Annotated in this window: 11 protein-coding genes and 2 tRNA genes; 9 read left to right on the forward strand and 4 right to left on the reverse strand. The window is 70.4% G+C overall.

What is annotated here, in order from left to right; all coding sequences use genetic code 11:
* Nucleotides 1–11: 11 nt before the first annotated feature.
* A complete protein-coding gene (locus tag ACIQNU_RS01875) occupies nt 12–1,241 on the reverse strand; it encodes a GNAT family N-acetyltransferase (RefSeq protein ID WP_401359755.1) in 1,230 nt (409 codons plus the stop codon).
* A 130-nt stretch (nt 1,242–1,371) separates the two neighbouring features.
* On the opposite strand from ACIQNU_RS01875, the gene ACIQNU_RS01880 reads away from it, so the two are divergent.
* Nucleotides 1,372–2,520, forward strand: a complete 1,149-nt coding sequence (locus ACIQNU_RS01880; RefSeq protein WP_401359758.1) for a PP2C family protein-serine/threonine phosphatase — start codon at nt 1,372–1,374, stop codon at nt 2,518–2,520.
* A 28-nt stretch (nt 2,521–2,548) separates the two neighbouring features.
* Here ACIQNU_RS01880 and ACIQNU_RS01885 read toward each other — a convergent pair whose 3' ends face one another.
* Nucleotides 2,549–3,745: a cation:proton antiporter gene (locus ACIQNU_RS01885; RefSeq protein WP_401359760.1), complete on the reverse strand. Its 1,197-nt coding sequence runs from the start codon at nt 3,743–3,745 to the stop codon at nt 2,549–2,551.
* Nucleotides 3,746–4,053: 308 nt separating this feature from the next.
* On the opposite strand from ACIQNU_RS01885, the gene ACIQNU_RS01890 reads away from it, so the two are divergent.
* The 3 genes from ACIQNU_RS01890 (at nt 4,054) to ACIQNU_RS01900 (ending at nt 7,961) form a co-directional block, all read left to right on the forward strand.
* Nucleotides 4,054–4,914: an ABC transporter ATP-binding protein gene (locus tag ACIQNU_RS01890; RefSeq protein WP_401359762.1), complete on the forward strand. Its 861-nt coding sequence runs from the start codon at nt 4,054–4,056 to the stop codon at nt 4,912–4,914.
* The gene (locus tag ACIQNU_RS01895; protein WP_401359764.1) at nt 4,914–7,406 is read left to right on the forward strand and encodes an ABC transporter permease; all 2,493 of its coding nucleotides are present in this window, start codon (nt 4,914–4,916) and stop codon (nt 7,404–7,406) included. The genes ACIQNU_RS01890 and ACIQNU_RS01895 overlap by 1 nt, the downstream gene beginning before the upstream one ends.
* Nucleotides 7,407–7,505: 99 nt before the next feature.
* The gene (locus tag ACIQNU_RS01900) at nt 7,506–7,961 is read left to right on the forward strand and encodes an HD domain-containing protein (protein WP_401359767.1); all 456 of its coding nucleotides are present in this window, start codon (nt 7,506–7,508) and stop codon (nt 7,959–7,961) included.
* Nucleotide 7,962: 1 nt separating this feature from the next.
* On the opposite strand, the gene ACIQNU_RS01905 is transcribed toward ACIQNU_RS01900, so the two are convergent.
* On the reverse strand, nt 7,963–9,171 hold the full coding sequence (locus tag ACIQNU_RS01905; RefSeq protein ID WP_401359770.1) for an acyltransferase family protein: 1,209 nt from the start codon (nt 9,169–9,171) through the stop codon (nt 7,963–7,965).
* A gap of 646 nt (nt 9,172–9,817) precedes the next feature.
* Between ACIQNU_RS01905 and ACIQNU_RS01910 the strand changes: the two genes are divergently transcribed.
* Entirely contained in the window at nt 9,818–10,012 is a 195-nt protein-coding gene (locus tag ACIQNU_RS01910; RefSeq protein WP_389881636.1) for a hypothetical protein, read from the forward strand.
* A gap of 277 nt (nt 10,013–10,289) precedes the next feature.
* On the opposite strand, the gene ACIQNU_RS01915 is transcribed toward ACIQNU_RS01910, so the two are convergent.
* Nucleotides 10,290–10,363: transfer RNA gene (locus tag ACIQNU_RS01915), tRNA-Gly, on the reverse strand.
* Nucleotides 10,364–10,515: 152 nt separating this feature from the next.
* Between ACIQNU_RS01915 and ACIQNU_RS01920 the strand changes: the two genes are divergently transcribed.
* From ACIQNU_RS01920 to ACIQNU_RS01935, 4 genes are all read left to right on the forward strand, one after another.
* Nucleotides 10,516–10,592 (forward strand) — tRNA-Pro (locus tag ACIQNU_RS01920).
* 169 nt (nt 10,593–10,761) lie between these two features.
* Nucleotides 10,762–12,147, forward strand: a complete 1,386-nt coding sequence (gene tig / locus ACIQNU_RS01925; protein WP_401359772.1) for a trigger factor — start codon at nt 10,762–10,764, stop codon at nt 12,145–12,147.
* Between the two features lie 517 nt (nt 12,148–12,664).
* Entirely contained in the window at nt 12,665–13,270 is a 606-nt protein-coding gene (locus ACIQNU_RS01930; protein WP_401362368.1) for an ATP-dependent Clp protease proteolytic subunit, read from the forward strand.
* 68 nt (nt 13,271–13,338) lie between these two features.
* Complete coding sequence (locus tag ACIQNU_RS01935) at nt 13,339–14,019, forward strand: ATP-dependent Clp protease proteolytic subunit (protein ID WP_401359774.1); 681 nt, start codon at nt 13,339–13,341, stop codon at nt 14,017–14,019.
* Nucleotides 14,020–14,029: the final 10 nt, after the last annotated feature.

A 14,029-nucleotide genomic window follows, 5' to 3' on the forward strand; every position in this document is an offset into this window, starting at 1 on the left:
TGCGGGTGCCGTCAGAACCCGTGCGGCAGCCAGGGCGCCACATCGGAGCCGAAGGCGATGGACGCCTCCGACAGCGCCCCGGCCCGCACCTCCCGTACCCGCCCGGCCGCGCCCAGCGACGTGAGGCTCACACCGCCGAGGTACGCGGCGGCCAACTCCCGTACCGACAGGGCGAGGTCGGGAGCGTCGTCGGTGCGCTTGCAGGACGCGCCTTTGTGGTCGCCGGTCAGCCGCCAACGCCCCTCGTTCCAGGGACAGAAGGCGTCCTCGACGTCGAACACGACATCGAGGGGCGTCTGATACGTCCGCGCCTCCAGCGCGGCCCCCAGCTCCACGAGCCGTACGTGAAGCGAGTCCCGCGCGCGTACGTTGCATCGGCGGATGTCCGACACGAACTGCTGCCAGGCATCGTCGACGGGCCGGTTGCGCACCCGCAGCGTCGAGGTCAGGTCGATCTCGAAGAGGAACCGCCACAGCGCCGCGTACGACGCAGGGTCCAGGGCCTCCAGGTCTTCCAGGATGATCGTGCCCTTGGGGCCCGACAGCTCCCATTCGGGCTTGTTGTGGAAGCGCGCGTACCCCACGATCTCGTCGCCGCGCTCCGCGACCACGCACTGGAGGGGTGACGCCCCGTGCCGCTCGCTCTCCGGGTCGAGCAGCGGCAGCCGCTCCCAGCCGGGCCGCCGCGCCATCATCCCCGGGCGCCCGGTCACCTGCCGCGCGTACACGCCCTCGCACGCGTCCCGTACGTCCTCCGGCTCCACGAACCGCAGCCGTACGTCGTCCGTGCCCGGCGGTACGGCCAGGGTGACCCGGTCCGTGTCGATCTCGGCGTACATCTGGTACGTCCCGACGCCGTACCCGAAGCGGCCGTAGATCACCGGCTCGGAGGCCGTCAGGACCGCCACGGGCTCGCCCCAGGAGCGCACGTCGTCGAGTTGCCGCCGCATCATCGAGGTGAGCACCCCGCGCCTGCGGTGGGTCGCCGCCACACTCACCATGGTGACGCCGGCGGCGGGCACCAGGGCGCCGCCCGGGACCGCCATGCGGAAGGTGAACGCCCCGGCGGTGCCCACGCACTCGTCGCCGTCCCAGACGCCGATGGAACGATCCATCTCGGTCAATTCGTTGTAGAGCTTGCGTTCCTCGGTCGACTCCCGGACTCCGCCGAAGGCCAGCTCCAGCCTCCCGTACCAGGCTTCCCATTCGGCTGGTTTCAGCACCCGCAGTTCAGTCGTCATGTCGCCATGCCTATCAGGACGATGCGGGATGAGCGAGTGGATTTCGACTCGGTCCGGGTGGCTCACGAACAGGGGACAAGTGGGACCTCCCGTGCGAAGGGGCTGGTGCGCTGGATAGGGTCCACGTGCAATGGCACGACGACGAGCGGAAGCCGAAACGTTCACGGCCCGGATGAAGAAGCGTATGCACCGGGTCCGCACCGGCCTGCGCAAATCGGGCGTCGACTACTTCCGCGGTGACGGCTCCGACTGGATCGCTCTCGCCGGGCTGCTGCTCACCGTGCCGCTGATCGCCGCGGGCACGCTCGTGAACTCCGTGTGGTGCTCACCGGCCGCCCTGGTCCTCCCGATCGTCGCCGGTGGCCTCCTGCTGCGCCCGGCCAGCCTGCTCGGTCTGTACGCGGCGGCTGCCGCCGCCCTGATCGTGGAGTCCGTCCACCTCGGCCCGTACACGGAGGGCCCGTCCCGGGTGACGCCCGGCGTCGTCCTGGTGGTCGCCGCCGGTGGTTTCTTCGGACTCCTCATAGCCCAGTTCCGCAGCCGGGTCGGCGTGCCCTGGCGGCGCGGCGGCACCATGCTGTTCGACCTGCGGGAACGCATCAGAGTGCAGAGCAAGCTGCCCACCCTGCCGCGTGGCTGGCACCGCGAGATGGCGCTGCGCCCCGCCGGCGGCCAGTCCTTCTCGGGCGACTTCGTCGTGGCGGCCCGTACGAACGGCGGCCGTTCCCTGGAAGTCGTCCTCACGGACGTCTCGGGCAAGGGCATGGACGCGGCCTCGCGCGCGTTGCTGCTGTCCGGCGCCTTCGGTGGACTCCTCGGCTCCCTGCCGCCGCACGCCTTCCTGCCCGCCGCCAACGGCTATCTGCTCCGCCAGGACTGGGACGAGGGCTTCGCGACCTCCATCCATCTGGTCCTGGACCTGGAGTCGGGCGACTATGAACTGTTCTCGGCGGGGCACCCGCCGGGCCTCCAGCTCAGCGCGGGTTCGGGCCGCTGGGAGGAGAAGGCCGCGGAGGGCCCCCTGCTCGGGGTGTACGCCGGGGCGCAGTTCGACCCGATCAAGGGTTCCCTGCGCCCCGGAGACGTTCTCATGCTGTTCACGGACGGCCTGGTGGAGACCTCGGAACGGGACATCGCGGAGGGTATGGACCGCCTCACCGGGGAAGCCGACCGCTATGTCGCGGGCGGCTTCCACGGCGCGGCCTGGCACCTGATCGAAACGGTGGCCAAGGACGTCAACGACGACAGGGCACTGCTTCTGATCTCCCGCGAGGCTTGATCTCCCGCGAGGCTTGACCGACCGGCGGTCACACAGAAGCGTCGGCCAGCACAGGACTCCCACCCTTGGGACCGTCGCCCCCCGACTTCCGGCCGGGCAAGATCCGTGCGAGCCAGTGCGAACGCCCCGCAGCCATCGGCCCCAGCACGGCAAGCACCAGCACATACCCGGCGATGAACGGCGACAACCGGCTGTCCATCCCGGCGGCGCCTGCGGCCATCGTCGCGAGAATCAACGCGAACTCCCCGCGCGCGAGAAGCGTGGTCGCGATATTCGCGGCGGGCCCGGCTCCGAACCCGTACAGCCGCGCCGCGCCGAGCCCCGCCAGCACGTTCATGACGAGCGTCAGCGCCACCGCGGCCAGCACCGGCCACAGCACCACCGGCAGGTCGCCCGGGTCGATGGACAGCCCGAACGCGAAGAAGAAGATCGCGCCGAACGCGTCCCGCAGCGGGTGCACCAGCTTGCGGATGCGCTCACCGGACGCCGTACTGCCGAGCATCAGACCGACCATGAACGCGCCGATCGCGTCCGCGACGCCGAACCACTCCGACACCCCGGCGACCAGTACGGCGGCGCCGAGGAACGAGATCACCAGCAGCTCGTCGTCCTTGACGGCGAACAGCCGGCCCACGACCTTCGTACCGAATCGGGCGGCGAGCGCGAGCAGCAGGAGGAATCCGAAGGCCTTGCCGCCGTCCATCACCGCGGAGGCGAGACTGTCGGCGCCGGACAGGATCGGCTGGAGCGCGGCCAGATAGAGGGCCAGGAAGATGTCCTCGACGACGATGATGCCGAGGATCGGTTTGGTCTCGGGGTTGCCGAGGCGCCCGGTGTCGACGAGCACCTTGGTGACGATCGCGGACGACGAGATGCCCAGGACCCCGGCGAGCACCAGCGCCTCGGACGTGCCCCAGCCGAGGGCGAATCCGAAACCCAGGCCCGCGCCGACGTTCAGCGCGAGGTAGGTGCCCCCGGCGAGCGCCATCCGGCGACCGCCGGATTTGAGGTCGTCCATGTGGAATTCGAGGCCGAGGTAGAACAGCAGCAGCACCAGGCCGAGCGCGGAGAGCATCTCCAGGTCGTGCGGGTCGGCGACCAGCACGATGCCGGGTGTGTGCGGGCCGAGCAGGATCCCGGCCAGGATGAAGAGCGGAATGGTGGGGAGTCCGATACGACCGCCGAGCCGAGCGAGGACGGCGGCGGCGAGAAAGGCCCCACCCATGGCGATCAGGGTGTCTGCGTGTCCGATGGGCTTCTCTCCTTTGTGAGCATGGCAAAGGGGGTGTCAAGAAAGCGTCAATAGTTAGCTTACCAAATGATTGACATAGAAAGTATCGGAGGGATGTCGGCCTGGGGTCGGGGAGGTGACTGAGGCCAGTGGGTGGGGTCGGAGGTGGGGTTCTCCCCACCCTGACTTGGCGGTGTACCTCATGGTCCGGGGGGTCCTGGGCTCCGTACGGTCGAAGCATCGATCGCGAAGTCGATCACGGATGCGAACACGGACGTACGAGGACGGAAGGTGGCCCGGACATGGCCCTGCGAAAGAAGAGTGCCGCGCGGTCGACGGAGCGGGAGGCGCGGCGCCCGGCTCACGCGGACCGGACGGGACCCCACCCGGTTCCGGCGGGCGCTCCGGTGCCCGAGCAGCGCGCCGTGGAACTGCGCGGTGTCCGCAGGCGGTACGGCAGGGGGAGTTCCGCCGTGCACGCCCTGCGCGGCATAGACGTCGCCCTCGCCCGGGGCAGCTTCACCGCGGTGATGGGCCCGTCCGGCTCCGGCAAGTCCACGTTCCTCCAGTGCGCGGCGGGCCTCGACCGCCCCACGGACGGCACGGTCCACCTGGCCGGCACGGAGATCACGGGCATGAGCGAGAACCGTCTGACGGCCCTGCGCCGCGCCCGCCTCGGCTTCGTCTTCCAGTCGTTCAATCTGCTGCCGTCCCTGACCGTCGAGCAGAACGTGGTGCTGCCGATGCGGCTCGCGGGCCACCGCCCCGACCGCCGCCGCGCCGCCGAGGTCCTCGACCAGGTCGGCCTCGGAGACAAGGGCCGGCGGCGTCCGGGTCAGCTCTCCGGCGGCCAGCAGCAGCGCGTCGCCATCGCGCGCGCCCTGGTCACCCGGCCCGACGTGATCTTCGCCGACGAGCCGACCGGCGCCCTCGACACCACGACCGCGACCGAGATCCTCGGCCTGCTGCGCTCGGCCGTCGACCACCTGGGCGCCACGGTCGTGATGGTCACGCACGACCCGGGGGCGGCGGCCTGGGCCGACCGCGTGCTGTTCCTCGCCGACGGCTCGATCGTCGACTGCCTGGAGCGCGCGTCCGCCCAGCGGATCGCCGCCCGCATGACCGCGCTGACGGCCCGTGTCCCGGCGGGGGCGGCGGCCTGATGTTCGCTCCCAACGGCCTGGCGCGAGCGGCCGTCCGCTTCAAACCGGCGGCCTTCGTCGGTACGTTCGTCGCGCTCGCGATGGCCGCCATGATCGTGGCTGCCTGCGGCATCCTCCTGGAGACGGGGCTACGGGCCTCGGTACCGCCCGCGCGCTATGCGGGCGCCCCCGTCCTGGCCGCGGCCGACCAGCAGGCCCACTTCGTCACCGGCCGGGGCGAGAGCCGCGTCGACACGGCGACGCCCCTCCCGGACCGCGCCCGGCTGGACAATTCCCTGGTCGCGAAGGCCGGTTCGGTGCCGGGCGCGCGGGCGGCGATCGCCGACGTCACCTTCCCGGTCCGGTCCGACCAGGGCCCCTATACGGGACACGGCTGGGGCTCGACGGGGTTCACCGGCGAGAAGCTGACGGAAGGCCGGGCGCCGGGCCGGGGCGAGGTGGTGCTGACGACCGGCGCCTCTGGCGCGGCGGCCGGGCGGCAGGCGCAGGTGGGCGAGCGGATCACCCTCACCACGGCCGACGGCCCGCACACCGTCCGGGTCTCCGGGCTCGTGACCCCCACCGACGGACAGACCACACCCACCGTGTGGTTCACGGACTCCGAGGCGATCGGTGCCTCCGGCCACCCGGGCACCATCGACGCCATCGCCGTCCTGCCCCGCGACGGGGTGAGCGCGGCCACGCTGAAATCCCAGGTCGCCGACGCCCTGGGCAAGCGGGCCGAGGTCCACACCGGCGACGACCGGGGCGCCGTCGAGGACGCCTCGCTGGCGGGGGCCAAGGAACTCCTCAGCGGAATCGGCGGCTCCTTCGGCGGTGTCGCCACGATGGTCGCCGTCTTCACCGCCGCCGGTACGGTCGCGCTCTCCGTGGGCCAGCGGTCCCGCGAATTCGCACTGCTGCGGGCGATCGGCACCACACCACGCCAGATCCGCCGCACCGTCGCCACCGAGGCCCTGCTCGTCGCACCCCTCGCGGGCCTGCTCGGCTGTCTGCCCGGCATCGCCCTGGCCACCTGGTGGTTCGGGCAGCTCCAGGACAAGGGCGCGATCCCGCGCGCGGTCGACCTCACCGTGTCCTGGATCCCCCTGCTGACCGCCGTCGGCACGGTACTGGTCACCGCACTCCTCGCGGGCTGGTCGGCCGCGTTCCGCCCGGCCCGCATCAAGCCGGGACAGGCGCTGGCCGAGGCGGCGACGGAACGCCTGCGCCCCGGCTGGATCCGCACGCCCCTGGGCGTCGCGGCGGCCGTCGGCGGCTGTGTGTGCGCCGGGCTCGCCGCGTCCGCGACCGGCGAGGACGCGGCCAACGCCGCGCTGGGCGTCGTCATGCTCTTCATGCTCGCCGTCGCCCTGCTCGGCCCCCTGGTCGCCCGCGCCTGCGCGGAGCTGTTCGGGCTGCCGTTGCGCGGCGCGGGAGCGTCCGCTTCGCTCGCCGCGGCCAACTCCCGTACCAACGCGCGCCGTCTGGCCTCCGCGATCACCCCGATCGTGCTGGCGATGGCCTTCTCGTCGACGCTCGTGTTCATGCACAGCAGCGAGGACCGGGCCACTGAGCGCCAGCAGCGGGCCGGCATCGTCGCCGACCACATCGTGCGACCGGCCGGAGGCCCGGCACCCGGCGCGGTCACCGAGGTGGCCGGGCGGCCCGGGGTCACCGCGGCCGTCGGCCTCCTGAAGACCTCGCTCCTGGTCTCCCTGGGCTCCGGCGGCGACCGCTGGCTGCAGACCGCGTCCGCCCAGGGAGTCACCGCATCGGTCCGCGACCTGACCCGGGTGCAGGACCTGGACGTCCGCGAGGGCGCCCTGGACCTGCGGCCCGGCCGCATCGCCCTGGACGCGAGCCTCGCGCGCTCGGCCCATGTCGAGGTCGGCGACCGGCTGAAGCTGCGGCTGCCGGACGGCACCGAAGCGTCCCCGCTGGTCACCGCGGTCTACGGCCGGGGCCTCGGCCTCTCCCAAGTCACCCTTCCCCGCGAGGACTTGACCGGCCATGTGACCGACGCGTCCGACACGGAGATATGGACGAAGGGCGGCGGCGCCGACGCCCTCGCCGGGTTCGGCACGGTCCTGGACCGGGGCGACTACACCACGGCGGCCTCCCTCGACCGGGAGCTGAACGCCTGGGCGAACACCACCATGGCGGCCGTGCTCGGCGGCTTCGCCGCCGTCGCCGCCGGCAACACCCTGGTGATGACCGTCCTCGCCCGCCGCCGCGAACTGGGCACCCTCCGCCTGATCGGCTCCACCCGCAGCCAGGTGATGCGGATGATCCACTGGGAGGCCCTGCTCGTCGCGGGCGCCGGCATCGTCCTGGGCACGGCCATCGCGCTCGCCACCCTGATACCGATGATGAAGGGCCTGACCGGCGAGAGCCCTTACATACCCCCGCTGGTCTACGGATCCTTCGCGGCGGCGATCCTCGTCCTCGGGCTCACCGCGGCCACGCTTCCGGCGCGGGCGGCCCTGCGCGCGGCGGACGCACGGGGCTGAGCGGAGGGAGGGGGGTTCGGTGCCCCGGGCCATGGAGCCGGGGGCCGGGCGTCGTTAGGGTCGGCGGCAGTGACACGGAACACCGGAAGAGGGGCTCGCATGCCGCAGCCGTATCTGACCCTGGCCGAGGTCGAGGCGGTGGCCCGGGAAGCGCACGCCGGGCAGACCGACAAGGCGGGCCGCCCGTACAGCGAACATCTTCAGGCGGTGGCCGACGGGGTGCGGGACCGGGGCGGTTCCGAGGAGGAGATCGCGGCGGCCTGGCTCCATGACGCCGTGGAGGACGACGCGCTGAGCGCCGAGTGGCTCGACCGCGCCGCGCTCACCGCGCTGACCAAGACCATCGTCCTGGCGCTCACCAAGCGGGAGGACGAGCCCCCGGAGTCGTACGCCCAGCGGATCCTGGACACCCCGGGGGCCCTCGTGGTCAAGGAGTCGGACCTCGCGCACAACGCAGACCCGGCCCGTCTCGCCGTACTCGACGAGCACACCCGCGCCCGGCTGACCCGTAAGTACGCGGCGATGCGCCGCCTCCTGGGCCTGCCGCCGCTCTGACTCAGACGGGGCTCTTCACGGAGCGGTCGGCGGTGCGGTCGCGGGCCAGTTCTGCGGCGTCCCGCTTGAAGGCCCACGCCATGGTGGGCTCCATGGCGAAGCGGAACACACGCCGTACGGGAGGGGTGCACAGGAGGGTCACGACGACGGCGGCGACGAGGGTCACGAGCACCTGGCCGTAGGGCTCACGCAGCCAGGCGTAGTCGTCGTACCAGCCCCAGAAGCGGGAGCCCTTGGCGAGGAAGCCGTGCAGCAGATAGCCGTACAGCGTGCCCGCGCCGAGGACCGTGAACCACATCCGGCGCCGTGGCACCCAGGCGAAGAAGCAGGCGGTGAGGACGATGGAAGCGCCGAAGAGCGCCAAGGTCATCACGGCGCCGGCCCACCAGGGCGCGCCCAGCTCCTGGGCGCTGTCACGGTGGTAGAACCAGGCGGTGTTCATGCGCGGAGCGGCCCAGTAGGCCACGGCGAGCGCGCCGGCGAAGACCGGCAGGGCCAGCAGTCGGACCGTGCGGTGCCGCAGCAGCTGGAAGTGTTCCGGTTTCATGCACAGGCCGACGACGAAGAAAGGGAGGAACTGGAGTACGCGCTGAAGGTCCAGGTCGTCGCCGATGTCGGGGGAGACCGAGGCGAGGACGGCGATGGCGAGGGCCAGCGGCACCGGCCACCGGACGATCTTCCACAGCGGTGTGGTGAGCCGCCACACGAACAGGGCGATCAGGAACCAGGTGAGGTACCAGGGGTCGAGCAGGCTGATGGGCTGCGTGGGATCGTCGTCGGCCCACCGTTTGAAGAAGGTGTAGGCGACCTCGAAAAGGACGTAGGGGACGGCGACTCCGGTGATCAGCCGGCGCAGCCGGTCGGGCCGCATGTCGAAACTGCGGGAGAAGTAGCCGGAGATGAGGATGAAGGCCGGCATGTGGAAGGTGTAGACGGTCATGTAGAGCGCCTCGGCCGTGCGGCCGGTGTCCGTCAGGGGTTCCCATGCGTGGCCCATCGCGACCAGGACGATCGCGAGGTACTTCGCGTTGTCGAAGAACGCGTCGCGCTGCCGCTCGGGGGCGGCCGGGGCGGGGGCGGAGGCCGCCGTGCGGGGGGATGCGGGGAGGGGGGAGCGGGGGGAGCGGGAGGCCGGCGTTTCGGCGGCGGGCTCCCTGGCCTGGGGGAGCGGTGTGCCGGAGTGGCCGTGCGGTCGCAGCGAGTTCGTCACAGGCCCTCCCACCAAGAGCTGGGGGAGACGAGCCGGGACCTCACCGCACCCGCTCGGGGCGTGGCAATGTGAAACATCTGAGGCACCTTAGCGTCGGCGGTGGGATTCCGTAAAACCTCTCCTGACGTATTCCGGGGATTTCCTTGCATGTAGTGCGCGTACCCAGGATGGGGGGAAGTCCTCCTGCCGGCGTGAATCCCTCTGCGCTGCACCGATATTGACGGTTACGTCCACTCTCATCCCCCTTAAAGGGCGCATAACGCCTGCGGCCGACTCTGGTGAAATGTCGGGTTCGTTGGCGTACGTACCGCCGTCGAAGCAGTGTCGGAGGCGGCGGTGATGTGTCGCCGATTACAATTCGAATTACCTGCGAACGTGATGTGTGGACATGGAAACGATTGGATCGAAAGAGGGTTGGCGTGGGTTTGCCGAATTCTCTTGCGGGCGGCTTGAGTTCACGGGTGCGGCGGCCCTCGGGGGGCGGTGGCGCCGTCCGGCCGGTGTCTCGCACACGCGCGCGCGTGGCCGACGATGCGTCACGTGTCGCATAGGGCGGGCGCGTTGGTGGCACGATGGTTCTGGCGGGGGTGTGCGTGCGCGGACCCCCGGGCCGGGAGAGCGGACCGACCGAGGGTGTGTGATCAGTGTGGCCATTTCGCTGTCAGTGGTGTTGCTGTTGGCGATCATCCTTGTGGTGCTGATCCGCGGGGGATCCATCAAGGCGGGACCCGCGATCGTCGCGGTGCTCTTCGGCTTCTTCCTCGCGTCGAGCGGGATGGCGCCGTCGATCCAGCGGTTCCTCGACTCGATAGCCCAGACGATCAACTCGATCAGCTTCTGACCCGGGGGACCCGGGATCGGCGGGGACAGGAGTCGACGCGGCCGTCGTGGTGAACGGGCTGTCGGCGGGGCGGCTGGGGCGATCAGGACCGATGGATTCCGGTCAGATGCGCCCCACGCTCCCGGAGTGACCCCCGTGCGCCCCCGCAGCGACCCGCGAGCGACCCCGCGCGCCCTCTCGCAGCCGCCCCCGAGTCCACAAGAGTCCACCCCGGGTCCACAAGAACGGCTTCGGCCCGGTCCCCGCGGGTAAGCGCGGTGACCGGGCCGGAAGGCTGTGGAGCGGGCGACGGGAATCGAACCCGCGTAGCTAGTTTGGAAGACTAGGGCTCTACCATTGAGCTACGCCCGCATGCGTCGCGCCGCAGGTCACGGACCGCGGCACAGGCAGCATCGTAGCGGGTCGGACCCTCTCGCCGCACACCGCATTCCCGCCCCCGGCGGGGCGTCGCGTAATGCGGGAGCCGCACTGCCTGTGGGCATGTACCCTACGTGTCGCACCGACGGGGTGTGGCGCAGCTTGGTAGCGCGTCCGCTTTGGGAGCGGAAGGCCGTGGGTTCAAATCCCGCCACCCCGACCAGCGTCAAGATCACCTTTTGGGGCGTGTACCGCCTGCGGCTACTATGCAAACTGCGCGCCCGTATGTCCGCACGTTTCCGAACGTCTCTCAGGGCGCGAATCCGCCGAGGCTCTCCGATCCGGGAGCGGCCGGCAGAACCCCAAGAAGTCAGCCACAAGGAGACCGAACCGTGAAGAGCGCCGTGGAGACCCTGAACCCGACCCGGGTTCGGCTCACTGTCGAGGTGCCCTTCGAGGAGCTCAAGGACAGCCTCGACGCGGCGTACAAGAAGATCAACCAGCAGGTCACGGTGAAGGGGTTCAGGAAGGGCAAGATTCCGGCCCGCGTCATCGACCAGCGGTTCGGTCGGGGTGCCGTCCTGGAGGAGGCCGTCAACGACGCGCTCCCGAAGTTCTACACCGACGCCGTCAACAACGCCGAGCTGAACGTGCTCGGCCAGCCCGAGGTCGACATCACGGAGCTGAAGGACGGCGAGACGCTGAACTTCACCGCCGAGGTCGACGTCCGCCCGGCCATCGAGATTCCGGACTACTCCGGCATCGAGGTCGAGGTCGACGCGGTCGAGGTCACCGAAGAGGACGTCGACAAGGCCGTCGAGGAGCTGCGCGAGCGTTTCGCGTCCACCTCGCCGGTCGAGCGCGCCGCCCAGGACGGGGACGTCGTCACGATCGACCTGGAGGCCAAGGTCGACGGCGAGGTGCTGGAGGACGGCGTCGCCAAGGACGTCTCCTACACCATCGGCTCCGGTGAGCTGCTCGACGGCATCGACGACGCCGTGAAGGGCCTGGAGGCCGGTGGCGAGGCCACCTTCACCTCCGAGCTGAAGGGCGGCACGGCCGAGGGCAAGGAGGCCGAGGTCACCGTCAAGGTCGGCCAGGTCGCCGCCCGTGAACTGCCCGCACTGGACGACGAGTTCGCGCAGCTCGCCTCCGAGTTCGACACGCTCGACGAGATGCGGGCGGACAGCCGCAAGCGCCTGGAGAACATGAAGCAGTACGACCAGGCCACGCAGGCGCAGGAGCGCGTCCTGGAGAAGCTGCTCGAACTGGTCGAGGTGCCCGTCCCCGAGAAGCTGCTCGAAGACGAGATCAACACCCGCAAGCACAACCTGGAGCACCACCAGCTCGGTCAGATGGGCCTGACCCTCGACAAGTACCTGGAGATCCAGGGCAAGACCGCCGAGGAGTTCGAGACCGAGACCAAGGAAGCGGCGGTCAAGGGCATCAAGACGCAGTTCGTCCTGGACGAGCTGGTCAACAAGGAGAAGCTGAACGTCAACCAGGAGGAGCTGACCGAGCACCTCATGCGGCGTGCGGCGTCCTCCGGCATGTCCCCTGACCAGTTCGCGCAGGCGGTTGTCGAGGGCAACCAGGTGCCGATGCTCGTGGGCGAGGTCGCCCGGGGCAAGGCGCTGGCCGTCGTGGTCGAGGCCGCGACCGTCAAGGACACGAACGGTGAGGCCGTGGACCTGGAGGACGACGAGGAGGAGGCGGCGGAGACCGTCGCCGACGCCGTCACCTCCGAGGAGCCCGCGGCGCCCAAGGCCGACGCCTGATCCACGCGTAAACCTGAGGGGCCCTGGACCGGACAAAACCGCGCCAGGGCCCCTCGGCGTACCCCCCCCCGCCCCTTCCAGCGCACCGGTACTCCGGGCTGTGCCCACCCGTTCCGCCGTGCGGAACGCCTGCCCACAGCGGTATCCGCACAGGACCAGGCCGCGGGGGCGGTCGCGCGCCCCTCACCGCTGTAAGCAGTCGCGCCCCCACCGCTGTGGGCAGGCGTGCCGCTGGGCGGCACGGGTGGGCACAGCACCGAGTCGACGGCAGTTTTCAAGGCAACAGCGGGCCAAGGTATCCGGTCAGGCCAAGCGCCGCGTCATGCGCTCACAGCGAACAGTTCCCTGTGCGGGATGGCCCCCGGCCGCCTGCGCGTTAGGGTCCATGAATACGAGGGCAGGGGAGTCCCCGTGGTCGCCGAGGGGCGGCGCGGACGTGGGGCTCCACGCCCCAGCAGAAGACGTGAGACGGCCCGGCGCCGTCGTAAGACGAGCAGGTGGATACGTGACGAATCTGATGCCCTCAGCCGCCGGCGACCCCATCGGTGGTGGCCTCGGCGACCAGGTCTACAACCGGCTGCTCGGCGAGCGGATCATCTTCCTCGGCCAGGCGGTCGACGACGACATCGCCAACAAGATCACGGCGCAGCTGCTGCTCCTTGCCTCCGACCCGGAGAAGGACATCTACCTCTACATCAACAGCCCCGGTGGCTCGATCACCGCGGGTATGGCGATCTACGACACCATGCAGTACATCAAGAACGACGTGGTGACGATCGCCATGGGCATGGCGGCCTCGATGGGCCAGTTCCTGCTGAGCGCGGGCACCCCCGGCAAGCGCTTCGCGCTGCCGAACGCGGAGATCCTGATCCACCAGCCCTCCGCCGGCCTCGCGGGCTCCGCGTCGGACATCAAGATCCACGCCGAGCGGCTGCTGCACACCAAGAAGCGGATGGCGGAGCTGACCTCCTTCCACACCGGCCAGTCCGTCGAGCAGATCACTCGCGACTCGGACCGCGACCGCTGGTTCGACCCGATCGAGGCCAAGGAGTACGGCCTGATCGACGACATCATGCCCACCGCGGCCGGTATGCCGGGCGGCGGCGGCACCGGGGCGGCGTGACGGGGGAAACCCGTCCCGCCGGCCCCCGAAGCCACAGCCGACCGCCTCAGCCCCTTTCAGGAGAGACAGTGAACGACTTCCCCGGCAGCGGCCTCTACGACCGTCCGCAGGCCCAGTACACCGGCCCCACGGCCGAGTCCCGCTATGTCATCCCGCGCTTCGTCGAGCGCACCTCGCAGGGCGTGCGCGAGTACGACCCGTACGCGAAGCTCTTCGAGGAGCGGGTGATCTTCCTCGGGGTGCAGATCGACGACGCGTCGGCCAACGACGTCATGGCACAGCTCCTGTGCCTGGAGTCGATGGACCCCGACCGTGACATCTCCGTCTACATCAACAGCCCCGGCGGCTCCTTCACGGCGCTCACCGCGATCTACGACACGATGCAGTTCGTGAAGCCGGACATCCAGACGGTGTGCATGGGCCAGGCCGCGTCGGCCGCGGCGATCCTGCTCGCCGCCGGTACGCCCGGCAAGCGCATGGCGCTGCCCAACGCGCGCGTGCTGATCCACCAGCCGTACAGCGAGACGGGCCGCGGTCAGGTCTCCGACCTGGAGATCGCCGCGAACGAGATCCTCCGGATGCGTGCGCAGCTTGAGGAGATGCTCGCCAAGCACTCGACCACGCCGATCGAGAAGATCCGCGAGGACATCGAGCGTGACAAGATCCTGACCGCTGAGGACGCCCTGTCCTACGGCCTGATCGACCAGATCATCTCCACCCGGAAGATGAACAACGGCGCGGTCGTCTGACCCACCACGA

Source organism: Streptomyces sp. NPDC091292 (assembly GCF_044757265.1).
Lineage (GTDB): Bacteria > Actinomycetota > Actinomycetes > Streptomycetales > Streptomycetaceae > Streptomyces.